This is a genomic window from Escherichia sp. 10290, assembly GCF_030295155.1.
GTDB classification, from domain to species: domain Bacteria; phylum Pseudomonadota; class Gammaproteobacteria; order Enterobacterales; family Enterobacteriaceae; genus Escherichia; species Escherichia coli_F.
Genome location: NZ_AP025741.1, coordinates 3,759,016 through 3,784,978 on the forward strand (window position 1 = coordinate 3,759,016; position 25,963 = coordinate 3,784,978).

General features: G+C 50.6%; 24 protein-coding genes and 1 pseudogene. 5 read left to right on the plus strand and 20 right to left on the minus strand.

From position 1 onward, the window contains the following. Positions 1-6: 6 nt before the first annotated feature. On the plus strand, positions 7-792 hold the full coding sequence (gene scpB / locus QUE74_RS19005; RefSeq protein ID WP_000122080.1) for a methylmalonyl-CoA decarboxylase: 786 nt from the start codon (positions 7-9) through the stop codon (positions 790-792). 23 nt (positions 793-815) lie between these two features. Beyond that, positions 816-2,294: a propionyl-CoA:succinate CoA transferase gene (gene scpC, locus QUE74_RS19010; RefSeq protein WP_000449950.1), complete on the plus strand. Its 1,479-nt coding sequence runs from the start codon at positions 816-818 to the stop codon at positions 2,292-2,294. Here the strand turns inward: scpC and srsR are convergent. The 13 genes and pseudogenes from srsR to cmtB form a co-directional block, all read right to left on the minus strand. After that, entirely contained in the window at positions 2,291-3,187 is an 897-nt protein-coding gene (srsR, locus tag QUE74_RS19015; protein ID WP_000350807.1) for a LysR family transcriptional regulator SrsR, read from the minus strand. The genes scpC and srsR overlap by 4 nt on opposite strands. Before the next feature lie 167 nt (positions 3,188-3,354). After that, complete coding sequence (locus QUE74_RS19020) at positions 3,355-4,095, minus strand: oxidative stress defense protein (protein WP_000669834.1); 741 nt, start codon at positions 4,093-4,095, stop codon at positions 3,355-3,357. A 92-nt stretch (positions 4,096-4,187) separates the two neighbouring features. Continuing rightward, the gene (argO, locus tag QUE74_RS19025; RefSeq protein WP_000493349.1) at positions 4,188-4,823 is read right to left on the minus strand and encodes an arginine exporter ArgO; all 636 of its coding nucleotides are present in this window, start codon (positions 4,821-4,823) and stop codon (positions 4,188-4,190) included. 138 nt (positions 4,824-4,961) lie between these two features. Continuing rightward, positions 4,962-5,822 (minus strand): small-conductance mechanosensitive channel MscS, encoded by an 861-nt coding sequence (gene mscS / locus QUE74_RS19030; protein ID WP_000389817.1) that lies wholly within the window; start codon positions 5,820-5,822, stop codon positions 4,962-4,964. 357 nt (positions 5,823-6,179) lie between these two features. After that, a complete protein-coding gene (fbaA, locus tag QUE74_RS19035) occupies positions 6,180-7,259 on the minus strand; it encodes a class II fructose-bisphosphate aldolase (RefSeq protein WP_000034372.1) in 1,080 nt (359 codons plus the stop codon). Positions 7,260-7,473: 214 nt separating this feature from the next. Next, positions 7,474-8,637, minus strand: a complete 1,164-nt coding sequence (gene pgk, locus QUE74_RS19040; protein ID WP_000111269.1) for a phosphoglycerate kinase — start codon at positions 8,635-8,637, stop codon at positions 7,474-7,476. A 49-nt stretch (positions 8,638-8,686) separates the two neighbouring features. After that, positions 8,687-9,706, minus strand: a complete 1,020-nt coding sequence (gene epd, locus QUE74_RS19045) for an erythrose-4-phosphate dehydrogenase (RefSeq protein ID WP_000218480.1) — start codon at positions 9,704-9,706, stop codon at positions 8,687-8,689. 284 nt (positions 9,707-9,990) lie between these two features. After that, on the minus strand, positions 9,991-10,704 hold the full coding sequence (locus QUE74_RS19050; RefSeq protein WP_000687719.1) for a nucleoside/nucleotide kinase family protein: 714 nt from the start codon (positions 10,702-10,704) through the stop codon (positions 9,991-9,993). Further along, positions 10,701-11,210: pseudogene (gene fumE, locus QUE74_RS19055) on the minus strand (fumarase E). The gene QUE74_RS19050 and the pseudogene fumE overlap by 4 nt, the downstream one beginning before the upstream one ends. Before the next feature lie 21 nt (positions 11,211-11,231). Next, positions 11,232-12,197, minus strand: coding sequence for a class II fructose-bisphosphatase (gene glpX / locus QUE74_RS19060; protein ID WP_000987316.1), 966 nt, complete (start codon positions 12,195-12,197; stop codon positions 11,232-11,234). Continuing rightward, positions 12,194-13,471, minus strand: coding sequence for a zinc-binding dehydrogenase (locus tag QUE74_RS19065; RefSeq protein WP_000853198.1), 1,278 nt, complete (start codon positions 13,469-13,471; stop codon positions 12,194-12,196). Before QUE74_RS19065 ends, glpX begins: the two co-directional genes overlap by 4 nt. Before the next feature lie 14 nt (positions 13,472-13,485). Beyond that, the gene (gene cmtA, locus QUE74_RS19070) at positions 13,486-14,874 is read right to left on the minus strand and encodes a PTS mannitol transporter subunit IICB (RefSeq protein WP_000428828.1); all 1,389 of its coding nucleotides are present in this window, start codon (positions 14,872-14,874) and stop codon (positions 13,486-13,488) included. A gap of 27 nt (positions 14,875-14,901) precedes the next feature. Further along, on the minus strand, positions 14,902-15,345 hold the full coding sequence (gene cmtB / locus QUE74_RS19075) for a PTS mannitol transporter subunit IIA (protein WP_001236704.1): 444 nt from the start codon (positions 15,343-15,345) through the stop codon (positions 14,902-14,904). Positions 15,346-15,720: 375 nt separating this feature from the next. On the opposite strand from cmtB, the gene QUE74_RS19080 reads away from it, so the two are divergent. After that, positions 15,721-16,629, plus strand: a complete 909-nt coding sequence (locus QUE74_RS19080) for a prohibitin family protein (protein ID WP_000646925.1) — start codon at positions 15,721-15,723, stop codon at positions 16,627-16,629. A 41-nt stretch (positions 16,630-16,670) separates the two neighbouring features. Here QUE74_RS19080 and tkt read toward each other — a convergent pair whose 3' ends face one another. Continuing rightward, positions 16,671-18,662, minus strand: coding sequence for a transketolase (gene tkt / locus QUE74_RS19085; RefSeq protein WP_000098630.1), 1,992 nt, complete (start codon positions 18,660-18,662; stop codon positions 16,671-16,673). Positions 18,663-18,938: 276 nt separating this feature from the next. Here tkt and loiP point away from each other — a divergent pair, with 276 nt between their 5' ends. Beyond that, complete coding sequence (gene loiP, locus QUE74_RS19090; RefSeq protein ID WP_000701845.1) at positions 18,939-19,697, plus strand: metalloprotease LoiP; 759 nt, start codon at positions 18,939-18,941, stop codon at positions 19,695-19,697. Positions 19,698-19,838: 141 nt separating this feature from the next. On the opposite strand, the gene speB is transcribed toward loiP, so the two are convergent. The 6 genes from speB to yqgD form a co-directional block, all read right to left on the minus strand. Then, positions 19,839-20,759, minus strand: a complete 921-nt coding sequence (speB, locus tag QUE74_RS19095) for an agmatinase (protein ID WP_000105566.1) — start codon at positions 20,757-20,759, stop codon at positions 19,839-19,841. 135 nt (positions 20,760-20,894) lie between these two features. Next, entirely contained in the window at positions 20,895-21,626 is a 732-nt protein-coding gene (locus QUE74_RS19100; protein ID WP_000758926.1) for a hypothetical protein, read from the minus strand. A gap of 145 nt (positions 21,627-21,771) precedes the next feature. Next, positions 21,772-23,748 (minus strand): biosynthetic arginine decarboxylase, encoded by a 1,977-nt coding sequence (gene speA / locus QUE74_RS19105; protein ID WP_286331724.1) that lies wholly within the window; start codon positions 23,746-23,748, stop codon positions 21,772-21,774. An 8-nt stretch (positions 23,749-23,756) separates the two neighbouring features. Then, a complete protein-coding gene (gene yqgB / locus QUE74_RS19110; protein WP_001360961.1) occupies positions 23,757-23,888 on the minus strand; it encodes an acid stress response protein YqgB in 132 nt (43 codons plus the stop codon). 93 nt (positions 23,889-23,981) lie between these two features. Next, positions 23,982-24,125 (minus strand): small protein YqgG, encoded by a 144-nt coding sequence (gene yqgG, locus QUE74_RS19115; RefSeq protein ID WP_001297404.1) that lies wholly within the window; start codon positions 24,123-24,125, stop codon positions 23,982-23,984. Between the two features lie 110 nt (positions 24,126-24,235). Continuing rightward, complete coding sequence (yqgD, locus tag QUE74_RS19120; RefSeq protein ID WP_001305310.1) at positions 24,236-24,487, minus strand: protein YqgD; 252 nt, start codon at positions 24,485-24,487, stop codon at positions 24,236-24,238. A 55-nt stretch (positions 24,488-24,542) separates the two neighbouring features. Between yqgD and metK the strand changes: the two genes are divergently transcribed. Further along, complete coding sequence (metK, locus tag QUE74_RS19125; protein WP_001062128.1) at positions 24,543-25,697, plus strand: methionine adenosyltransferase; 1,155 nt, start codon at positions 24,543-24,545, stop codon at positions 25,695-25,697. Positions 25,698-25,963: the final 266 nt, after the last annotated feature.

The following is a 25,963-nucleotide window of genomic DNA, read 5'->3' on the forward strand; positions in this document are numbered from 1 at the left end:
ATTTTTATGTCTTATCAGTATGTGAACGTTGTCACTATCAACAAAGTGGCGGTCATTGAGTTTAACTATGGCCGAAAACTTAATGCCTTAAGTAAAGTTTTTATTGATGATCTTATGCAGGCATTAAGCGATCTCAACCGGCCGGAAATTCGCTGTATCATTTTGCGCGCGCCGAGTGGATCCAAAGTCTTCTCCGCAGGTCACGATATTCACGAACTGCCGTCTGGCGGTCGCGATCCGCTCTCCTATGATGATCCGTTGCGTCAAATCACCCGCATGATCCAAAAATTCCCGAAACCGATCATTTCGATGGTGGAAGGTAGTGTTTGGGGGGGCGCATTTGAAATGATCATGAGTTCCGATCTGATCATCGCCGCCAGTACCTCAACCTTCTCAATGACGCCTGTAAACCTCGGCGTCCCGTATAACCTGGTCGGCATTCACAACCTGACCCGCGACGCGGGCTTCCACATTGTCAAAGAGCTGATTTTTACCGCTTCGCCAATCACAGCCCAGCGCGCGCTGGCTGTCGGCATCCTCAACCATGTTGTGGAAGTGGAAGAACTGGAAGATTTCACCTTACAAATGGCGCATCACATCTCTGAGAAAGCGCCGTTAGCCATTGCCGTTATCAAAGAAGAACTGCGTGTACTGGGCGAAGCACACACCATGAACTCCGATGAATTTGAACGTATTCAGGGGATGCGCCGCGCGGTTTATGACAGCGAAGATTACCAGGAAGGGATGAACGCTTTCCTCGAAAAACGTAAACCTAATTTCGTTGGTCATTAATCCCTGCGAACGAAGGAGTAAAAATGGAAACTCAGTGGACAAGGATGACCGCCGATGAAGCGGCAGAAATTATCCAGCATAACGACATGGTGGCATTTAGCGGCTTTACCCCGGCGGGTTCGCCGAAAGCCCTTCCCACCGCCATTGCCCGCAGAGCTAACGAACAGCATGAGGCCAAAAAGCCGTATCAAATCCGCCTACTGACGGGGGCGTCAATCAGCGCCGCCGCTGACGATGTACTTTCTGACGCCGATGCTGTTTCCTGGCGTGCGCCATATCAAACATCGTCCGGTTTACGTAAAAAGATCAATCAGGGCGCGGTGAGTTTCGTTGACCTGCATTTGAGCGAAGTGGCGCAAATGGTCAATTACGGTTTCTTCGGCGAAATTGATGTTGCCGTCATTGAAGCATCGGCACTGGCACCGGATGGTCGAGTCTGGTTAACCAGCGGGATCGGTAATGCGCCGACCTGGCTGCTGCGGGCGAAGAAAGTGATCATTGAACTCAATCACTATCACGATCCGCGCGTTGCAGAACTGGCGGATATTGTGATTCCTGGCGCGCCACCGCGGCGCAATAGCGTGTCGATCTTCCATGCAATGGATCGCGTCGGTACCCGCTATGTGCAAATCGATCCGAAAAAGATTGTCGCCGTCGTGGAAACCAACTTGCCCGACGCCGGTAATATGCTGGATAAGCAAAATCCCATGTGCCAGCAGATTGCCGATAACGTGGTCACGTTCTTGTTGCAGGAAATGGCGCATGGGCGTATTCCGCCGGAATTTCTGCCGCTGCAAAGTGGCGTGGGCAATATCAATAATGCAGTCATGGCGCGACTAGGGGAAAACCCGGAAATTCCTCCGTTCATGATGTATTCGGAAGTGCTACAGGAATCGGTGGTGCATTTACTGGAAACGGGCAAAATCAGCGGGGCCAGCGCCTCCAGCCTGACTATCTCGGCCGATTCCCTGCGCAAGATTTACGACAATATGGATTACTTTGCCAGCCGCATTGTGTTGCGTCCGCAGGAGATTTCCAATAACCCGGAAATCATCCGTCGTCTGGGCGTCATCGCTCTGAACGTCGGCCTGGAGTTTGATATTTACGGGCATGCCAACTCAACGCACGTAGCCGGGGTCGATCTGATGAACGGCATCGGTGGCAGCGGTGATTTTGAACGCAACGCGTATCTGTCGATCTTTATGGCCCCGTCGATTGCTAAAGAAGGCAAGATCTCAACCGTCGTGCCAATGTGCAGCCATGTTGATCACAGCGAACACAGCGTCAAAGTGATCATCACCGAACAAGGGATCGCCGATCTGCGTGGTCTTTCCCCGCTTCAACGCGCCCGCACCATCATTGATAATTGTGCACATCCTATGTATCGGGATTATCTGCATCGCTATCTGGAAAATGCGCCCGGCGGACATATTCACCACGATCTTAGCCACGTCTTCGATTTACACCGTAATTTAATTGCAACCGGCTCGATGCTGGGTTAATGACTCGTCCCGTCACGATCTTCAGCAATATGCTGAAGCATCGTGGCGGTATAACGATGATTTCTGATTGAATAAAGATATTCCTGCATATACATCGGCCTGTGCGGCGCATCAAAATATTTCAGCGTTGCCGGATTCACCAGTCGCCAGGCAAAATGCGGGATCACCGTCAGAAAATGTCCGCGCTCCACGGCGCTGATTTTGGCCATAAAACTGTAAGGTCGATAAATAATGGTGGGATTGATCCCACAAGGACGCATATTCGCATCAATCATTGCTTCGAAGTTGGCCCGGTTCTGAAAGCGCATTTGTAGCCAGGGTAGCTCCTGAAGCAACTCTTGCTCTTGTCGCTCTTCATAACGGCGAGAAACGAGAAAGCCCAATCGCAGCGGTGGTAGTTCACTGATAGTCAGGTTTTCCAGTTCCTGAACTCGTGCAGATACATGCTGTGGGGAGATTATAAAATCTAACTGACGGTCAAAAAGATTATCGATAACGCCGTTTTCGCTGAACTCAACTGGCTGAGCGGTCACGCCTTCGTACTTATCTCCGAGACTAATCAACTGATCAAAAATAATGGTCGGATAAGTATTATCTATGCCTATCACAATTTCTCGTGAACGACGTCCTGAGTTATGGATTTCATTATCAATCGCAGAAAGCCGTTGATAAACCGGGAACAGTTTTTGATACAGTTCCTGCCCGGCTTTATTGAGGCTGATATTATTATCTTTGCGGGTAAATAGCGTATAGCCAATTTGTTCTTCCAGCGCGGCAATGCTTTTGCCAAATGGCGAAGCCGTCATATGGATTTTTTCTGCCGCCCGGGCAATATTATTGGTTTGCGCTAATAAAATGAAATTGCGCATCTTTTTCGAAATAAAAATGTCCATCCCCGCTCCCCCGCATCCTTGTCCGCTTAACCGTTTCAGTCAGCCTATCCTTGATGAAACCGCGAGCAAAGATAGGTGATTACGTCATGGTTTTACAGAAAATTACAGAAAAAGGAGGCAATATCGGGTAAAGGCATTAGCCCGACCAATACGTCGGGCTACAAGTATTATTGTGCGGCAGGTGTTTTAGCGGGTTGTTGATCCACAGGTTCTAACTGGAAGACCACATCGACCTGATCATCAAACTGAATAGCAGCCTGCTCGTAAGTTTCCTGGGCTGAGACCGGCGCGGCATCGGCTTTCATCATCCGCACCATTGGGCTGGGCTGATAGTTGGAAACATGGTAGCGCACGCTATATACCGGCCCTAGTTTACGATGAAAGCCGTTCGCCAGTTCCTGCGCCTGATGAATCGCGTTATCAATCGCTGCCTTACGCGCTTTGTCTTTATAGGCATCCGGCTGCGCCACGCCCAGCGATACAGAACGAATTTCGTTAAGACCCGCCTTCAGCGCACCATCCAGCAAGGAATTCAGTTTGTCTAACTGACGGAGCGTGACTTCCACCGTTCTCACTGCGCGGTAGCCTTTCAGGATACTTTTACCATCCTGATAATCATAATCTGGCTGGGTGCGTAAGTTCGCTGAGCTGATATCTTTTTTCGCGATCTGATTGAGTTCAAGGAAGGAAATGTATTGTGCGACGCGCTCATCCGCCTGTTTCTTGGCAGTAGCGGCATCCTTCGCGGCCACGTTGACTTCAATCGCAAGAGTGGCAATGTCTGGCACCGCATCCACGCTTGCCGTACCGGAGGTGACAATATGCGGTCCATCCGGCAATTCGTTAGCCTGCGCTGCCATCCCGCTAATACCCATTAATGCCGCCAGGGCGATAACTTTGAACTTCACGTTAGTCTCTCCGTGTTAATTGACTTGCCCAAAATTCAGGACCTCTGGAGGCAAGCTTAGCGCCTCTGTTTTATTTTTCCATCAGATAGCGCCTAACTGAACAAGGCTTGTGCATGAGCAATACCGTCTCTCGCCAGCTGCAAGGCAATAAACCACATAACACATCCCACTACCAGATTGATAATGCGCTGTGCTTTTGCCGTACGCAGACGCGGTGCCAGCCAGGCTGCGAGAAGAGCCAGACCAAAGAACCAGAGGAAAGAGGCGCTAATTGTCCCGAGCGCAAACCAACGTTTTGGTTCAACATCAAGCTGCCCCCCAAGGCTACCCAGCACCACAAAAGTATCCAGGTAAACATGCGGATTCAGCCAGGTCACTGCCAGCATGGTGGCGATAATTTTCCATCTTCCTTGCTTCAGGACTTCGGCACTGGCTAACTCAATATTACTGCTCATTGCGGTTTTAAAAGCGCCAAAACCATACCACAGCAAGAAGGCTACGCCGCCCCAGGTGACCAGCGCCAGCAACCACGGCGACTGCATCAATAACGCGCTGCCACCAAAAATCCCGGCGCAAATCAGGACCAAATCGCTGATAGCACAAAGTAAGGCAATCATAATGTGGTACTGACGACGAATGCCCTGATTCATCACAAAAGCATTTTGTGGACCGAGCGGCAGGATCATAGCCGCCCCAAGAGCAAGACCTTGAAAGTAATAAGAAAACACGTTGGATATTCCGAATTAAGTATCTGATGCAGAGACTATATCGCGGGATTGTTATTAGCGGAAATTGATAATATTAATTGGTAATCAGAAAAACTAATAAGAGAGAGGCCAGAGAGTATTATCTGGCCTCAGCGTTGATTATGCAGCTTTGTCTTCTTTCACCCGCTTAAAGTTCACATCCATTTGCGGGTACGGGAAGCTGATACCGGCGGCATCAAATTCACGTTTAATACGCTCCAGCACATCCCAGTACACGTTTTGCAGATCGCCGCTTTTGCTCCAGACGCGGACCACAAAATTAATCGACGATGCGCCAAGTTCGTTCAGACGCACAGTCATTTCGCGATCTTTCAAAATGCGGTCTTCAGACTGGATAATATTGGTCAGGATCTGCTTAACCTGATCGATATCGGAATCATACGCCACGCCAATAATAAATTCGTTACGGCGAACTGGCTCGCGGGAGAAGTTAATAATATTCCCGGCAATAATTTTACCGTTCGGAATAACGATAATTTTACCGTCTGCAGTACGCATGGTGGTGGAGAAAATCTGCACGCTCAGCACAGTACCGGCTACGCCGCCGAGGTCAACATATTCTCCGGCACGGAACGGGCGGAACATGACCAGTAACACGCCAGCGGCCAGGTTAGACAGTGACCCCTGCAAAGCCAGACCAACAGCTAAGCCGGCGGCACCGAGTACAGCAATGACTGACGCTGTTTGTACGCCCACGCGGCCCAGTGCAGCGATTAGCGTAAAGGCGATAATTCCGTAACGGACTAATGCAGAAAGAAAATCAGCAACGGTGGCATCGATTTTACGGGAGATCATCAGGCGATTCACCGCGTTGGAAATCATCCGCGCGATAATCAAACCAACGATGATGATCGCGAGTGCCGCCACGATGTTTACTGCATAACTTAGCAGCAGCGCCTGGTTAGCCACCAGCCAGCTCCCCGCGCCGTTTATGCTATCGACAACATTCAAATCTTCCATTCAATATTCCTTTTCAACTGACTCAAAATGGAGAAATACACTCCGCCGCCTTATGACGGGCAGTCTGACAAGGGTAAACAATAAAGCATAATTTTGCCAAATAGATCACAGATTTCTCATCTGCATCACCTTGCTTTTGGTGAAAAAAGATCCGCAGAGCGGGCCTCAGACAGATAGCAATGTGCGATTTGTCATACTGGATGCGGCTTTAACGCCTTATCCAGCCTACAAAAACCTGCAAATTCAATATATTGCAGGATACGTGTAGGCCTGATAAGCGTAGCGCATCAGGCATTTTTTCTTTTGGCGAAAAAAAGACCCGCAGAGCGGGCCTTGAGATAAGCAGAAAGGAATGACTTACAGAACGTCGATCGCGTTCAGTTCCTGGAATGCTTTTTCCAGACGAGCGATCATCGAAGTCTGACCGGCACGCAGCCATACGCGCGGATCGTAGTATTTCTTGTTCGGCTGATCTTCGCCTTTCGGGTTGCCCAACTGACCCTGCAGATAAGCTTCGTTCGCTTTGTAGTAGTTCAGAACACCTTCCCAGGTTGCCCATTGGGTATCGGTATCGATGTTCATTTTCACTACGCCGTAGCTTACGGAGTCTTTGATTTCCTGAGCAGTAGAACCGGAACCGCCGTGGAATACGAAGTTCAGGCTGTTGTGCGGCAGGTTGTGTTTCTTGGAAACATATTCCTGAGAGTCACGCAGGATGGTCGGAGTCAGAACAACGTTACCCGGCTTGTATACGCCGTGTACGTTACCGAAGGACGCTGCGATGGTGAAGCGCGGGCTGATTTTGCTCAGCTCGGTGTATGCGTAATCAACGTCTTCCGGCTGGGTGTACAGTGCAGAAGCGTCCATGTGGCTGTTGTCCACGCCGTCTTCTTCACCACCGGTGCAACCCAGTTCGATTTCCAGAGTCATGCCGATTTTGGACATGCGCTCCAGGTATTTAGAGCAGATTTCAATGTTCTCTTGCAGAGATTCTTCAGACAGGTCGATCATGTGAGAAGAGAACAGCGGCTTACCGGTAGCAGCGAAGTGTTTTTCACCTGCGTCCAGCAGACCGTCGATCCACGGCAGCAGTTTCTTCGCGCAGTGGTCAGTGTGCAGGATAACCGGAACACCATAATGTTCAGCCATCTGATGAACGTGATGCGCACCAGAGATCGCACCCAGGATAGCAGCGCCCTGCGGAACGTCAGATTTCACGCCTTTACCAGCGATAAAGGAAGCACCACCGTTGGAGAACTGAACGATAACCGGCGCTTTAACTTTAGCAGCGGTTTCCAGTACGGCGTTGATGGAGTCAGTACCGACGCAGTTTACTGCTGGCAGTGCGAAGTTGTTTTCTTTTGCTACCTGGAAAACTTTCTGTACGTCATCACCAGTGATTACGCCAGGTTTTACGAAATCAAAAATCTTAGACATGTCTCTTGTCCTGTATCGTCGGGCCTTATACTCGTCATACTTCAAGTTGCATGTGCTGCGTCTGCGTTCGCTCACCCCAGTCACTTACTTATGTAAGCTCCTGGGGATTCACTCTCTTGTCGCCTTCCTGCAACTCGAATTATTTAGAGTATGAAAAAATGCGTGCTCTAAAAGCGCGCTGCAACAAGGGCAGGTTTCCCTGCCCTGTGATTTTTTACTTCTTAGCGCGCTCTTCGAGCATCGCTACTGCAGGCAGTACTTTACCTTCCACGAATTCGAGGAATGCGCCGCCGCCAGTGGAGATGTAGGAGATTTTGTCAGCAATGCCGAACAGGTCGATTGCTGCCAGAGTGTCGCCGCCGCCAGCGATGGAGAACGCTTCGCTGTCTGCGATAGCGTTAGCCACGATTTCAGTACCTTTGCGGAAGTTCGGGAATTCGAACACGCCAACCGGGCCGTTCCACAGAATGGTTTTCGCATTCTTCAGGATTTCAGCCAGTTCCTGCGCAGAAGCATCGCCGATATCCAGGATCTGCTCGTCAGCTTTCACATCGTTAACAGATTTCAGGGTAGCCGGTGCAGTTTCAGAGAACTCAGTTGCTACGCGAACGTCAGACGGAACCGGAATGTTGCAGGTGGTCAGCAGACGTTTTGCTTCGTCAACCAGATCAGCTTCGTACAGGGATTTACCCACATCGTGGCCTTGTGCCGCGATAAAGGTGTTAGCGATACCACCACCCACGATCAGCTGGTCAGCGATTTTTGACAGGGAGTCCAGAACGGTCAGTTTGGTAGATACTTTAGAACCACCAACGATAGCCACCATCGGGCGAGCAGGTTCTTTCAGTGCTTTACCCAGCGCGTCCAGTTCAGCTGCCAGCAGCGGGCCTGCGCACGCAACATCAGCGAATTTACCGATACCGTGAGTAGAAGCCTGCGCGCGGTGAGCAGTACCGAATGCGTCCATTACGAACACGTCACACAGTGCAGCGTATTTTTTGGACAGGGTTTCGTCGTCTTTCTTCTCGCCTTTGTTGAAGCGAACGTTTTCCAGAACAACCAGTTCACCTTCAGCAACGTCAACGCCGTCGAGGTAATCTTTAACCAGACGAACCGGGTTAGACAGTTTGTCTTTCAGGTAGTTAACAACCGGCAGCAGAGAGAATTCTTCGTTGTACTCGCCTTCGGTAGGACGACCCAGGTGGGAAGTTACCATCACTTTCGCGCCTTGTTTCAGGGCCAGTTCGATGGTCGGCAGAGAAGCACGGATACGCGCGTCGCTGGTTACTTTCCCGTCTTTTACTGGTACGTTCAGATCCGCACGGATAAATACACGTTTCCCAGCAAGATCCAGATCGGTCATCTTAATTACAGACATGGTGAATCCTCTCGTTGATTCTAAAAGTTTTGCAGACGCTGCTTGCGTCTTACCTGAAAGCAACAGTAGCCATAGCTAACGTCGTGTCGAGCATTCGGTTAGCAAAGCCCCATTCGTTATCGCACCAGACCAACGTTTTGATCAGATGTGCGCCACTGACCCGGGTTTGGGTGCCATCGACAATGGCACTGTGCGGATCGTGGTTAAAATCTACAGAGACCAACGGCAATTCCGTATAGTCAACTATACCATGAAATGCACCTTGTGCTGCTTTTTGCAGCAACAGGTTGACTTCATTGGCTTTTACAGGTTTCTTCACCGTCACGCTTAAATCGATTGCCGTCACATTTATGGTTGGTACACGCACCGCAATTGCTTCAAAGCGATCGTTAAATTGCGGAAAAAATCGTGTGATACCGGCGGCCAGTTTAGTATCGACTGGAATGATCGACTGGCTGGCTGCCCGGGTGCGACGCAGGTCAGGATGATATGCATCAATAACCTGTTGATCGTGCATGGCGGAGTGAATTGTGGTCACAGTGCCGGACTCAATACCGTACGCATCATCTAACAATTTGATGACGGGAATTATGCAATTCGTGGTACAGGAAGCGTTAGAAACGATGCGGTGTTCCGCACGAAGTTGATCCTGATTGACGCCGTAAACCACGGTCGCGTCGAGATCATTACTACCAGGATGTGAAAAGAGCACTTTTTTGGCCCCGGCGGCAATATGCGCTTCGCCATGCTCGCGGGAGCCATATACGCCGGTGCAGTCAAGAACCACATCGACGCCAAGTTCACGCCATGGGAGCGATTGCAGTGAACGTTCGTGCAATACGCGGATGGCGTCATCACCAACAAAAAGTTGATCGCGTTCCTGTCGTACTTCCCATGCAAAACGGCCATGACTGGTGTCATATTTCAACAAATGCGCCATGCCCGCAGCATCCGCCAGTTCGTTGATTGCCACCACGGTAATTTCCGCCCGGCGTCCGGATTCATACAAAGCACGAACCACATTACGCCCGATGCGACCGAAGCCATTTATCGCTACGCGTACGGTCATAGATCTCCTGCAAGGTTTTCCCTGAGCAAATTTGCCAAACAGAGTAATCCAGCAAATCGTCCGGGGAAACCTTACCTGTCGCAAACTGCGACTGATTGGTTAATTGTCGAACATTTAATCGACTGAAACGCTTCAGCTAGGATAAGCGAAACGTGGAATAAAAGGAATGATTGTCCAGTCAAAGAAGACAATTATCTGACTTACGTCACATTTTCTTCCCTTCTTGTAGGAGGCTTTATTCCAGACTGGCGTAATAATAACCACGCAATAACTGGAATAAATTGTCAGCTTATGAAGTGATACCTGCCTTCTTCCGTCATCTCTAATATCAGATTGGCCTGACAACTATTCAGCAGCACACGCTCGACATTGGGACCATCGGTTCGGGCATAAAAAGCTTCAGCTTCATCCCGCGATAATCCCCCCGCAATTTTACGACTAATCAAGCGTTCCCGCAGAATTTGAACGGGGGCATGAATAAAAACAGAAAAATCGCAGAAAGATGCCAACGCCCGCCACTTCTCGTCGTCCAGCAACAACCAGTTTCCTTCGACGATGACGAGTGGTGCGGTAACGTGCAACGCATCTTCAACAGGATCATGCTTTTGTCGATCGTACTGCGGCCACGTACAATCCCCTTCCATTACCTGGCGCAGATTTTCCGCCAGCTTTGCCACATCGAATGTCTCTGGTGCGCCTTTAAAGGGGCGCAATTGATGCGCATCCAGCCAGCTATTGTAATGGTGAAAACCATCCATCGGCAGCGTCTGAATAGCGGGTAGTTCCGGGTCTTGTTGCGCGAGATATTCCCAGAAAGTGGCCAGGGTAGATTTACCCGTCCCCGGCGGAGCGCAAAGAAAAACCACGGTACGCCGCTGCGGATTTACCGTCTGTAAGGCTGCCAGCATACGCAGCAACGGTTTATGCACATTTTCAATCTCTTCGTTCGGGTACTGCGCCTGTACCTTCAATCCATTCACCGTCAGTTCGATTTTCACGGCGTTAATTCCTTTAAGGTGGTCGTTACTGCCAGCGTCAGCGCCGTTTTGACCATCCCACTAAAACGCACCTCTGACCAGACGGCGAAATCAGCGAACTTCATCGCTTTTAACGCGTCATAGAGCGTCGCATTGCGGGTTATGCTATTGACGTTGCTGATAAAATCCCAGGTAATGTCATCGGCAAATCCGGGCGTTTCATCCTGTTCGTTCAGGTAATGCCAGAACTGGGAAAAATGCGTGATATCGGCGTACAGCCATTTATCCATTTTCCCCAGCGCATAAATCAAACGCAGTGCAACATCAATATCGTTAAGCGGGCCGCTTTAGGCGAGTAACGGCTTCACTGCATATTCGACGATCTCTTCATCGTTATCGACAAACAGCGACGGCAGAAACTGGCGTATCCCCTGGAGCAAAATAGAATGCGCAGTTTTCATAAATGACAATAAATTGTCCTGTGCGTCCAGTTGCTCAAGCACATCATCTTCTGTCAGCGTCGCCATTCGTCTTCCGATAGATCACCATCAATGCAGGGAGTCTATTATATTACACGTTTGGTCCGCGCCGCCGATCAGTAATGTCTGCGTCCGCACCCCATTCGCCGTCTGTTGGATACCATTCACCAACTCGCCGCCCGTCACGCCCGTAGCACTAAAGAGGATATCGTTCCCCTTCACCAGCTCATCGAGCGAGTACACACGGTTAACGTCAACGCCCATTGCCTTGCAACGCTGGCGTTCCTGTTCTGCAATCTGCCGATTTTCCGTGTAATCCCCTTTGGCCTGGCAAAAATCAATCAGCTCGGCCTGCATATCCCCGCTCAATGCTTTAACAGCACAGGCAGAAATAACTCCTTCCGGCGCGCCGCCGATGGTGTACATCACATCGTAAGGATTATCCTGCCAGCAGGTCAGCACGCTGGCGGCGACATCGCCATCCGGCAGGGCAAAAACCTTCACGCCCAGTTGTGTCGCTTCCTCAATTGCGGCTCTCAGGCGCGGTTTATCCAGCGTAACCATACGTAGCTGGTCCAGCGGTTTGCCTAACGCTTTCGCCACATTGCGCAAGTTGTCCGCCAGGGGTAACGCCAGATCAATCGCGCCCGCCGCAAGCCGATTAACGACCAGCTTTTTCATATACATATCGGGCGCGTGTAACAGGCTGCCTCGTGGGGCGAAGGCCATGACTGCCAGCGCATTGCTTTGCCCCATCGCCACCATCCGCGTGCCTTCAATCGGGTCAACCGCGATATCGACTTCTGGCCCATCGCCTTTGCCCACCTCTTCGCCAATCCACAGCATCGGCGCATGGTCAATTTCTCCCTCGCCGATAACCACTCGCCCACGAAAAGCGACATCGTTTAATGCCTGGCGCATCGCGGTGACCGCCAGGCCATCAATTTTATTTTTGTTGCCACATCCGGTTTGCGGCCAGGCAGCCAACGCTGCCTGCTCCGTAACGCGAAATAATGGCCACGCCAGGGACATCATTGCGCGGCCTCCCCGATATCAACGCCAAATTGCGCCAGCAGATATTTCTCGGCCTGTTCATTCCAGATGCCGTGCGTTTCCTCAACCAGCCGCGCAAGCTCTTTAAACAGCGGATCTGTTTTGCCTTTTTCGGCAAAATCGGCAATGGCGGTGAGCGGCATGGTAACGCCGTTGTAAATGAGTTTTTTACCACCGGGGATATCCGGTAAATTGAGAACGGTTTCTGGCACTGCATCCAGGCCACCGATATGCGTCACCATAAACGACGGTTGCAACTGCCCCGTGGCGCTCAGGGCAATCGCCTCTTTCATATCGTCCGTTGAACCACCCGATGTACCGACGACGTGCGTGCTATTGTAATGGACGTTGTAGAAATTAAACGGCACTTTGAAGTTTTTATCCGTCGGCCCGGCAAAGAAGTTCAGGCAGCCATCTTCCGCCAGTAATTCGTCAGCCATCTCAACGACAGCAGGCACCGCCGCATAAACAAAAATGTCATCGAACCCAGCATCTCCTGTCAGCGCCCGCAGCTTCTGTACCGGATCGGCCATTCCTTTGGTATTCACATATATCAGCTCAATGCCTTTGCTGGCCGCCAGCTCCACCGGCAGCAGCTTCTGCACCTGTGCCAGGCGTTTGTCGTCGATATCGACCACCACTACCCGCGACGGTTGTATGCCGCCGTGAATAGCGTAATCGATAGCGCCTATCCCCATCGGGCCCGCACACGCCAGCAGCGCAATATTGCCACCAGGTTTCACGCCCATGCGATGCTCATAAACATATTGCGTGGTGTGATAATTGGCATGATAAGCGCCAATAATGCAGCACATCGGCTCTGCCAGAGACGCCGCAGCAAAATAAGATCCGTGATACGGTAATACGCAGCCCAGGTTAATGGCGATCTCCGGAATAATCATATAGGTAGCATTACCGCCAAAATATTCGTAGCTGTATCCCGCAGAATACCCGCTTGGTAGCCCCATCGCCGGTTGCAATACAAAACGTTGGCCTTTTTTATATTTGTCGGTAAGATTTTTCCCCACTTCAACAATAATCCCGGCACATTCATGCCCGGTAATGACCGGATGATTTTCTAAATCGTCGGGCACCCGTTTATGTTCGCTACCGAGTAACGCCGCTTTCCAGGTCGATAAACACACACTGTCAGAAATTACACTCACCAGCAGTTCATTATCGGTAATTTCGGGCAGTTCAAATTCGCGCAGACGGACATCCCGCTTGCCATAAATAGCAGCAACTTTGGTTTTCATTTTTACCTCGGCAATCAGTTTTTATGTTCAGCGGTTAATTGATTAAATAAAGTGTCGAGTTTGGGATCGCCAATATAGTTATTAATCAATATCAGCGGTTTATCCGTCACACGTTTCACGCGCCCTTCCAGACTAGCGTGAGTAACGACGATATCCACATCCGCAGGCACGTTTTCTATCGCGTAATGTTTTACTTCTATTGCCAGCCCCGCTTTTTCCAGGCGCTTACGGAAGGTGGTTGCGCCCATCGCGCTGGAGCCCATTCCCGCATCGCAAACAAAGGCAATACGCTTAACACGGCTTAACGAGAATGCACCTTCTTGTTTCATCGCCTTAACCGCATTGGCGGACTGCGCAAACTCATCTTCGCTCTCCGTTTCCACCGTTTTTTCCATCTTCAGTATTACGGAAGTGATAGCAAAGGACACCAGGGTACCTACCGTAACACCGGCAATTGTCGCCAGGAACGAGCCTTTCGGCGTCAGTGCAAGGTAAGCAAAGATAGACCCCGGACTTGGACCAGCCACCAGACCACCGTCCAGTAAGTTAAACATCCAGGTGCCAGACATACCGCCGGCAATCATGGCAATAATGGTCAGCGGCTTCATCAGCACATACGGGAAATACAGTTCGTGGATCCTACCGAGGAAGTGAATAATCATCGCCCCGGGCGCAGAACGTTTACTCATCCCTTTACCAAACAAAGTAAACGCCAGCAGCAGTCCTAAGCCAGGCCCAGGGTTGGACGCCACCATAAAGAAGATGGATTTACCGTTAACTGAAGCCTGTTGCATCCCCAACGGGTAATAGACGCCCTGATCTATCGCGTTATTGAGGAAAAGCACTTTCGCCGGTTCATTGATGACTGACAGCAAAGGCAGATAGCCCGCATGTACCAGCGCCTCAATACACTCTTTGACGAAAGTATTGGCAATTAACACCGCCGGGCCGATAACTTCAAAACCCAGCAGACAAAGGAGCATCCCAGCGATACCTAATGAGAAGTTATTGATAACCATCTCAAAACCAGCAGGTATGCGTTTTTCCAGTGCCTTATCGACATATTTTATGACCAGCCCACCTAACGGTCCCATGATCATTGAGCCAAGGAACATCGGAATCTCTGCGCCGACGATTACACCAATTGTCCCTATTCCGCCCATGACTGCGCCGCGTTTACCGCCGACTAAATGGCCACCGGTAGAACCAATCATTACGGGCAATAAATAGGTAATCATCGGGCCGACAATTTTGGCGAAATGTTCGTTAGGCAGCCAACCAGTAGGAATAAATAATGCAGTAATAAAACCCCAGGCAATAAAAGCACCAATATTGGGGATGACCATTGCCGTCAAAAAGCCCCCAAAAGCCTGGACCTTTGCACGAGCAGACTTGTTTTCCATAATATTATCCTGTAGAGGAGAGAGTCATTATTCGCGGCTGATAATGTCCGCTAATTGTTTTTCTGATGTTGCAGTTAAGAGTTGTTCAAGTATTTCTTCTTCGCACAGCAATTCACTTAACGCCTGAATAGCGCCAATGTGCGAATCGGCATCAGCAGCAGAAAGACCGATAAGTAATTTAATCGGTTCGTCATTCCCCGGAAAATAAACGTCTTGTTTAAGTAACGTCAAAGACATCCCGGTTTTAAGCGCCCCACATTCCGGTCGCGCATGAGGCATTGCCACGCCTGGTGCGAGAATATAATAAGGGCCATTGTTAATGGTGGAATCTTTAATAGCCTGAATGTAATTCTCGCTGATATAGTTTTTATCCAGCAATGATGCCATCGAGAAATTGATAGCTTCCTGCCAATCTTTTGCTGAATGTATAACTGAGATTGATGATTCTGGAAAATAATCAATAAGCCGCATAAATTATCCTTATTTTATTTTTAGGGTACCGTCCGGCGGTAAAAATAAAATACTCGTGCGATTTAATGAAAGCAATTGGGCACGCGAGAAGAAAAAAAACATGAACCAAAATAATAAAATGTTAAATAACAACAACATGAAATTTATACTTATAAAGTCAAGTTTGTGTTTGTTATGTTTATCACAAAACCAATGTTTTATCTGCCTATGTATTTGTGATGCATATCTCTATTTATCTATTGAATGTTCGAAAACATACTTTTTTAGCCGATGTTTTTCGCTCTCCCCCTTTATAGATTCTGAATTCTCACCTGTTGGCTGTTTTCTCCTCACCTCATGTGACATATTCCCACACTTTACTCAAGGAAGATTCTCATGAAAGCGCCTGTTTCAATAACCTCATTTCGCCCACAAAAATCTATTGCTATCGCCATTGGCGTGCTTACCGTGGTTGTGCTGCCATTTCTCTCGTATTACACCGTTAATGAAGGTGAACGCGGCATTTTGCTGCGCTACGGAAAAATCGTAAAAGTTGCCGAGCCGGGTCTGGGTTTTAAGATCCCTTTTATGGAAAGCGTAGAGAAAATTTCCACGCGTAATCAGGCTGTGGTTTATCAGGGATTACAGGCCTACAGCCGCGACCAGCAACCGGCACAAATGACAGTATCAGTCAGCTTCCACATTAAACCTTCAGAAGCAGGCGCGGTTTATACCACCTACAACACCATTGAAGCATTAAAAGATCGTCTGATTGTCCGTCAGTTGCCAACTCAACTGGAGAACGTTTTCGGCCAATATACCGCCATCAGCGCGGTACAGGATCGTACAAAACTGGTTCAGGATCTGCAAAATGCAATGCGTAAAGCCGTTGTTGGCCCGGTGGTGATTGATGGTGTCCAGATTGAAAATATTGATTTTTCTGACGCTTATGAAAAATCGATTGAAGATCGAATGAAAGCAGAAGTCGCCATTGCCACACGTAAGCAAAATCTGGAAACAGAGAAAATCCAGGCGCAAATAGCGGTAACTCAGGCCCAGGCAGAAGCAGACAGTAAACTAGCGGCAGCCAAAGCAGAAGCTGAGACTATTCGCGTAAGAGGCGCGGCAGAGGCTGAAACTATTCGTTTAAAAAGTGCGGCTGAAGCAGAAGCGATCCGCCTGCGCGGTGAAGCTCTGCGGGATAATCCCGGACTTGTTGCCCTCACCACTGCTGAGCGTTGGGACGGTAAGCTACCCGATACCATGATCCCCGGCAGTACAGTTCCGTTTATCTCTACTAAGTAAAAAAGGGCCGCTTTCGCGGCCCTTCAGACTGATCTTACCGATTACAGCAGTTCTTTTGCTTTCGCAACAACGTTGTCAACGGTGAAGCCGAACTCTTCGAACAACTGCTCTGCCGGTGCAGATTCACCGAAGGTATTCATACCGATGATGGCACCGTTCAGGCCAACATACTTGTACCAGTAGTCAGCAATGCCCGCTTCCACAGCAACGCGTGCAGTAACCGCTTTCGGCAGTACGGATTCACGGTAAGCCGCGTCCTGCTTGTCGAATGCGTCAGTAGATGGCATGGAAACCACGCGCGCTTTCACGCCTTCGGCAGTCAGTTTTTCGTAGGCAGCAACCGCCAGTTCAACTTCAGAACCGGTAGCGATGAAGATCAGTTCCGGCTGACCGGCACAGTCTTTCAGCACATAACCACCGCGCGCGATGTTTGCCAGCTGCTCTTCGGTACGTTCCTGCTGCGCCAGATTCTGACGGGAGAGGATAAGCGCAGTCGGGCCGTCCTGACGCTCAACGCCGTATTTCCACGCTACTGCAGATTCAACCTGGTCACACGGACGCCATGTAGACATGTTCGGGGTCACGCGCAGAGAAGCGACCTGCTCTACCGGCTGGTGAGTCGGGCCATCTTCGCCCAGACCGATGGAGTCGTGGGTGTAAACCATCACCTGACGCTGTTTCATCAGCGCAGCCATACGTACGGCATTACGTGCGTATTCCACGAACATCAGGAAGGTGGAGGTGTACGGCAGGAAGCCACCGTGCAGGGAGATACCGTTAGCAATCGCGGTCATACCGAACTCGCGAACACCGTAGTGGATGTAGTTACCCGCAGCATCTTCGTTGATTGCTTTAGAACCAGACCACAGGGTCAGGTTAGACGGTGCCAGGTCAGCAGAGCCACCGAGGAATTCCGGCAACAGCGGGCCGAACGCTTCAATCGCATTCTGAGACGCTTTACGGCTGGCGATTTTCGCCGGATTAGCCTGCAGTTTAGCGATGAATTCTTTCGCTTTGGCATCGAAGTCAGACGGCATTTCGCCTTTCATACGGCGGGTAAATTCAGCGGCTTCCTGCGGATAAGCTTTGGCGTAAGCAGCGAATTTCTCGTTCCATGCGGATTCTTTCGCCTGGCCTGCTTCTTTCGCATCCCACTGAGCATAGATTTCAGACGGGATTTCGAACGGTGCATATTTCCAGCCCAGCTGTTCGCGGGTCAGGGCAATTTCAGCGTCGCCCAGCGGCGCACCGTGGGAGTCGTGCGTACCGGCTTTGTTCGGTGAACCGAAACCGATGATGGTTTTGCACATCAGCAGGGACGGTTTGTCAGTCACTGCGCGCGCTTCTTCTACTGCGCGTTTGATGGATGCCGCGTCATGACCGTCGATGCCGCGAATAACGTGCCAGCCGTAAGCTTCGAAACGCATTGCGGTGTCGTCGGTGAACCAGCCTTCAACGTGACCATCGATAGAGATACCGTTGTCATCGTAGAACGCAATCAGTTTACCCAGCTTCAGCGTACCCGCCAGAGAGCAAACTTCATGGGAGATGCCTTCCATCATGCAGCCGTCGCCCATGAAGGCGTAGGTGTAGTGGTCGACGATGTCGTGGCCCGGACGGTTAAACTGCGCCGCCAGCGTTTTTTCTGCAATCGCCATACCGACTGCATTGGCAATACCCTGACCCAGCGGACCTGTAGTGGTTTCCACACCAGCGGTGTAACCCACTTCCGGGTGGCCCGGAGTTTTGGAATGCAGTTGACGGAAGTTTTTCAGTTCTTCCATCGGCAGATCGTAACCGGTGAGGTGCAGCAGGCTGTAGATCAGCATGGAGCCGTGGCCGTTGGACAGCACGAAGCGGTCACGGTCAGCCCAAGACGGATTCTGCGGGTTGTGTTTCAGGAAATCACGCCACAGGACTTCGGCAATGTCAGCCATACCCATAGGGGCACCCGGGTGACCGGATTTGGCTTTCTGTACTGCGTCCATGCTCAGCGCACGAATAGCATTGGCAAGCTCTTTACGTGAGGACATTTTGACTCCAGATCGGATGATGAAGGGCACGCCCTTAACGACTTGACGACAGCGCGTTTTGGGCTACGCCGGAAAATTTGCCAACAATTTACCGCAAGCCGCGCGTCATGTACATGGAACATCCTTTTGCCGCTTCAGAAATCTCTGGATCATGCTCGCATGTTGCGCAAACGCTCGCCCGTCCGCTGCGCTTTTCCTTATACTGAGACTGAGCGTCGATTCACCTGCAAACGGCGCATTTTTAGAATAATCCTGACCTTGTGCGGAAGAGAAAACATGAAAATTCGCGCCTTATTGGTAGTAATGAGCGTGGCAACGGTACTGACCGGTTGCCAGAATATGGACTCCAACGGACTGCTCTCATCAGGAGCGGAAGCTTTTCAGGCTTACAGTTTGAGTGATGCGCAGGTGAAAGCCCTGAGCGATCAGGCATGTCAGGAGATGGACAGCAAGGCGACGATTGCGCCAGCCAATAGCGAATACGCTAAACGTCTGACAACTATTGCCAATGCGCTAGGCAACAATATCAACGGTCAGCCGGTGAATTACAAAGTGTATATGGCGAAGGATGTGAATGCTTTTGCGATGGCAAACGGCTGTATCCGCGTCTATAGCGGGCTGATGGATATGATGACGGATAACGAAGTCGAAGCGGTGATCGGTCACGAAATGGGGCACGTCGCGTTAGGCCATGTGAAGAAAGGGATGCAAGTTGCATTAGGTACCAACGCCGTGAGAGTCGCGGCAGCCTCTGCGGGCGGGATTGTCGGCAGTTTATCGCAATCGCAACTTGGTGATCTGGGCGAGAAATTAGTCAATTCGCAATTCTCCCAGCGCCAGGAAGCAGAAGCCGATGATTATTCTTACGATCTTCTGCGCCAACGCGGCATCAGCCCGGCTGGTCTTGCCACCAGCTTTGAAAAACTGGCGAAACTGGAAGAAGGCCGCCAAAGCTCAATGTTTGACGACCATCCGGCATCCGCCGAACGCGCCCAGCATATTCGCGATCGTATGAGCGCGGATGGGGTTAAGTAAAGCCTGGTGGTGCCGAACGTAGGTCAGATAAGGCGTTCACGCCGCATCTGACTTGAATGGCACATTTGTTACCCTGTCCGCAATGCCGGATGCGATGCTGACGCATCTTATCCGGCCTACGGGCGACATCGCATCTGGCGCTTACTCGCCCTTTTTCGCCGCCTGAATATACAGCATCTCCAGCGCCAGCGTCGCTGCTGCCAGAGCGGTGATTTCCGACTGATCGTATGCCGGAGCCACTTCCACTACGTCCATCCCAACGATGTTGAGATCTTTCAGGCCGCGTACCAGTTTAATGGCGCGATCGGAGGTCAGACCGCCAATCACCGGTGTACCCGTTCCCGGCGCGAAAGCAGGATCCAGGCAGTCGATATCAAAGGTCAGGTAAACTGGCATATCACCTACAATCTGTTTCACCTGGGCGATAACGTCATCCACGCTGCGATCGTTCACCTGGCAGGCGTCCAGTACGGTAAAGCCGTTGTCTTTATCAAACTCGGTACGAATACCAATCTGTACGGAGTGATTCGGGTCGATCAGACCTTCTTTCGGCGCGGTATAGAACATGGTGCCGTGGTCAAATTCACAACCGTTCGCATAGGTATCGGTGTGGGCGTCAAAGTGTACCAGCGCCATTTTGCCGAAATGCTTCGCATGAGCACGCAGCAGCGGCAGGGTAACAAAGTGGTCACCACCGAAGGAGAGCATACGCTTACCGGCAGCCAGCAGCTTTTCGGCATGCGCCTGCAGCTTCTCGCTCATCTCACGAGCATCGCCGAAGGCATACACCAGATCGCCGCAGTCCACCACGTTCAGACGCTCGCGCATGTCGAAATTCCACGGGAAGCGGTTGTGTTCCCAGGCCAGATTTGTTGAAACCTGACGGATCGCCGCCGGACCGTGGCGTCCACCCGCACGACCGGAAGTAGCCATATCGAACGGCACGCCGGTAATTACCCAGTCAGCATCGCTGTCATACGGCTGGAAGTTCATCGGCAGGCGTAAAAAACCAAAGGCGTTGGAAACCAGTGAGTTATCGTATTGATGACCTAAGGTGCTCATGGATGGACTCCTATTACAAAGTCGATATAAAAAAACCCTTCCGCGTCGTTAGGCCCGACGAGGAAGGGTTGGATTTGCGAAACACAATTTTGTGCTAATTATCGCCTTAAATGGGCGAGGCATCAAGCGAGGTTACTATTTCCGACACGGTGGCGGCGCATAGCCATTGTTGTCCGCCGGAAACGCTTGTCCAGAGCACGGTGGCAGCGCATTTTGCGCCGGGCCTTGTAATTCAAAGGCGGCAAAGCCGATTACACCGGTATTACGCACATCGCCTTGCGCCGAATTGGCTGCGTAGGAATCCGCAACGTTGGCGAACTGAAAAGCCGCTTCGGTATGTTTATCTTTGCGGAATCCTTTAATCGCCAACGAATCCCCGGCATTCACAATATAGCCGTTGTTATTCAGGGAACCTTGTTTACCATTGAGAACATCCAGACCATCAACTGTCGCAACGATCTCGTAGTTGGTGTTACGACTGTAATTGCGGACATATAATTGGTAATTCATTCCTACTCTGGCATGGACTATATAGCGTAGTTCTTTACCTGATGAATTATAAACCCGCGTAATAGGTAGAGAATTAAAATTACCATCGCGAATAGCATATTCAAGTTCGTTAATACGAATGCTATAAACGCGGTCGTAGCCGGAAGGAACATTAGTCGAATAACTAATAACGATCATCTCTGCCGGATCGCGCCAGGCTCGTTCAGCAGTTACGCCCTGTACCGTTGAGTGCACATCCCCACCCCAGGCGGTGCCGACATTGCCCGATGCACTGCTATTATACTGCGCATTACTGGAACAACCGGCCAGCAGCACGACTAATGCCACCAACGCGCTACGTACTTTCCATTTTTTCATAACCGTTCCCTCTGCATTTAATTAATGCAGCGATTGTAGGGAGATTATTCAATAAGGAAAGCAGCTAAATTATTTTTAAGAATATATAAAAAGAAAGCGGGCCGATTTACGTAAATAAATCGACCCGGTAGCGGAATAATCTTAATTATTCATCTTCAAGATAGGTATAACCGTACAAACCTGCCTCGAACTCTTCCAGGAACTGTTGTTGCAGTTCAGCATCAAGATCGGTTTTCTTCACTTGATCACGGAACTGGGTTAACAGCGTTTTCGGATCGAGCTGTACATATTGCAGCATGTCCGCCACGGTATCGCCTTCGTCAGACAGTTCCACTTCTACGCTACCGTCAGGGAAGACGAACACATCAACCGCTTCGGTATCACCAAACAGGTTGTGCATGTTGCCGAGGATCTCCTGATATGCGCCGACCATAAAGAAACCGAGCATCGGCGGATTCTCTGGATCGTACTCCGGCATAGGCATTGTCGTGGCAATACCATCACCATCGATATAGTGGTCGATGGCACCGTCAGAGTCACAGGTAATATCCAGCAGCACGGCGCGCCGCTCCGGAACTTGATTCAGCCCTTCCAGCGGCAGAACCGGGAACAACTGGTCGATCCCCCATGCGTCCGGCATCGACTGGAACAGCGAGAAGTTGACGTACATTTTGTCCGCCATACGTTCCTGCAATTCGTCGATAATCGGGCGATGTGCGCGGTTTTGCGGATCCAGCTGCTTTTGCACTTCATGACACATGCTCAGATAAAGCTGCTCAGCCCACGCGCGTTCTTGCAGGTTGTAAGTGCCCGAAGAATAGCCGATATGAATGTCGTGCAAGTCCATCTGGCTGTCATGTAACCACTCACGCAGAGAACGGCGAGTTCCCGGTTCGTGCATCTCCTGCCAGGTTTCCCACATGCTTTGCAGCGCGCGCGGCGCGTCTTCTGCTGGCGCGGTCGGCATCGTGTATTCGTTACGTTCCACGCCGATGATATTCGACACCAGCACGGTGTGATGCGCAGTCACCGCACGACCTGATTCGGTGATTACTGTCGGATGCGGCAGACCATTTTCTTCACACGCATCGCCAATCGCCCAAATGATGTTGTTGGCGTATTCATTGAGGCCGTAATTCACTGAACAGTCGGACTGCGAACGAGTACCTTCATAGTCCACACCCAGACCGCCGCCGACATCAAAGCACTGAATATTGACGCCCAGCTTGTGCAGTTCCACATAGAAACGCGCGGATTCACGAACGCCCGTGGCGATATCGCGAATATTCGCCATCTGCGAACCGAGGTGGAAGTGCAGCAGTTGCAGGCTGTCGAGACGTCCGGCTTCACGCAGGGTTTCAACCAGTTGCAGTACCTGAGTCGCCGCCAGGCCGAACTTCGATTTTTCCCCGCCAGAAGACTGCCATTTGCCAGAACCTTGAGACGCCAGACGCGCGCGCACGCCCAGACGAGGAACGACATTCAGACGTTCTGCTTCATCCAGCACAATGGCGATTTCTGACATCTTCTCAATGACCAGATAGACCTTATGGCCCATCTTCTCGCCAATTAATGCCAGGCGGATATATTCTCGGTCTTTATAACCATTGCAGACGATGACGCTACGGGTCATGCCAGCATGCGCCAGTACCGCCATCAACTCAGCTTTGGAACCGGCTTCCAGGCCCAGCGGTTCGCCTGAATGAATCAGGGATTCAATCACGCGGCGGTGCTGGTTAACTTTGATCGGATAAACGAGGAAGTAATCGCCGTTATAGCCGTAGGATTCCCGCGCACGTTTGAACGCGGCGTTAATGGAACGCAAACGGTGCTGCAGGAGCTGTGGGAAACAGAACAGTGCAGGCAGACGCTGACCCTGTGCTTCACGAGTTTTCACTAACTGCGCGAGATCGACGCGAGCTTCCGGGACGTCCGGGTCCGGGCACACGCTAATGTGGCCCAGCTCGTTAACGTCATAATAGTTATTGCCCCACCAGGCAATATTGTAAGTACGCAGCATCTTGCTGGCTTCCTGGGAGCTCATTGCAACCTCCTGCATGGAGCGTAGTACACCGTGTTCGCCCGCTGACGAAGGCAAACCCATAGACATGTCGTCAGACATAGCGAACCTCAAATTATTTTATTAAGTGTAAAACAGTTAACGACTATCGCAGCCTGGGACTGCGATAACAACCCATAAGCACACGGATTTTCCAGCAAAGTATGCTGACGCTCCGACTGCGCAACCGGTTTCTTTTTCATAACATTATTAAACACATAACCGAACGTAAGTGTGACAGTTCGGCGAAACCACGAGAAAACTCTTGTTTTTACAAGAGCGCCCTTGTTCAGTCCTCAGTAACTGTAACCAGCTCTTGAATCCTGAGAAGCGCCGAGATGGGTATAACATCGGCAGGTATGCAAAGCAGAGATGCAGAGTGCGGGGAACGAATCTTCACCAGAACGGTGAGACAGGTTAAGCAGCAGACAACGGTTCATTATTTCGTATCACCTCCACGGCCGCCTGTTAAGACGAACCCACAAGCCAAAACTCTGATTTCAACCCGGCTGGAAGTGGCAACACGAAAGAAACGTCGTGTGCTTTTTATTTAAGCCGCGCGCCGCGTTTTATACCCCACAATGGCAGAAAATTGCAAAAGATAAATACGCAGAATGCCAGCATTGTCAGGAAAAATTTCCAGCCACGTTTTTAACAGAATGAGACACGATTCAAAAAAAAGTGGAAATTGGGTGAAGAACTGACCTAAAATAGCCATCCAGATGTTAATCCATCCATACCGATTAACACTCAGACTGCCAGTGTTTTTAACCTGCAGAGTCGTGGTAGGATCCGCTACCACAGAAAATCCACACAACAGTTTGAGCTAACCAAATTCTCTTTAGGTGATATTAAATATGGCAAAACACCTTTTTACGTCCGAGTCCGTCTCTGAAGGGCATCCTGACAAAATTGCTGACCAAATCTCTGATGCCGTTTTAGACGCGATCCTCGAACAGGATCCGAAAGCACGTGTTGCTTGCGAAACCTACGTAAAAACCGGCATGGTTTTAGTTGGCGGTGAAATCACCACCAGCGCCTGGGTAGACATCGAAGAGATCACCCGTAACACCGTTCGCGAAATTGGCTATGTACATTCCGACATGGGCTTTGACGCTAACTCCTGTGCGGTCCTGAGCGCTATCGGCAAACAGTCTCCTGACATCAACCAGGGCGTCGACCGTGCCGATCCGCTGGAACAGGGCGCGGGTGACCAGGGTCTGATGTTTGGCTACGCAACCAATGAAACCGACGTGCTGATGCCAGCACCTATCACCTATGCACACCGTCTGGTTCAGCGTCAGGCTGAAGTACGTAAAAACGGCACTCTACCGTGGCTGCGCCCGGACGCGAAAAGCCAGGTGACTTTCCAGTATGACGACGGCAAAATCGTTGGTATCGATGCTGTAGTACTTTCCACTCAGCACTCTGAAGAGATCGACCAGAAATCGCTGCAAGAAGCGGTAATGGAAGAGATCATCAAGCCGATTCTGCCCGCAGAATGGCTGACTTCTGCCACCAAATTCTTCATCAACCCGACCGGTCGTTTTGTTATTGGCGGCCCGATGGGTGACTGCGGTCTGACTGGTCGTAAAATTATCGTTGATACCTACGGCGGCATGGCACGTCACGGTGGTGGTGCATTCTCTGGTAAAGATCCATCAAAAGTGGACCGTTCCGCAGCGTACGCAGCACGTTATGTCGCGAAAAACATCGTTGCGGCTGGCCTGGCCGATCGTTGTGAAATTCAGGTTTCCTACGCAATCGGCGTGGCTGAACCGACCTCCATCATGGTGGAAACTTTCGGTACCGAGAAAGTGCCTTCTGAACAACTGACTCTGCTGGTACGTGAGTTCTTCGACCTGCGCCCATACGGTCTGATTCAGATGCTGGATCTGCTGCACCCGATCTACAAAGAAACCGCAGCATACGGTCACTTTGGTCGTGAACATTTCCCGTGGGAAAAAACCGACAAAGCGCAGCTGCTGCGCGATGCTGCCGGTCTGAAGTAATCTTTCTTCACCTGCTTTCAAAGGCCAGCCTCGCGCTGGCCTTTTTCTTTTCCAGAGAAATGCCTGATGCGCTACGCTTATCAGGCCCACAACCGCTGTCACATGTAAGTGGATAAGGCGTTCACGCCGCATCCGGCAAAAAAAACCGCCTGCACAATAACATCATTCTTCCTGAACACGTTTTACCCTCAAATCATCACCACGACTGAAACCGATTACACCCACCACACCAGCCAAATATTTGTAATATTTTCATATTATTATTC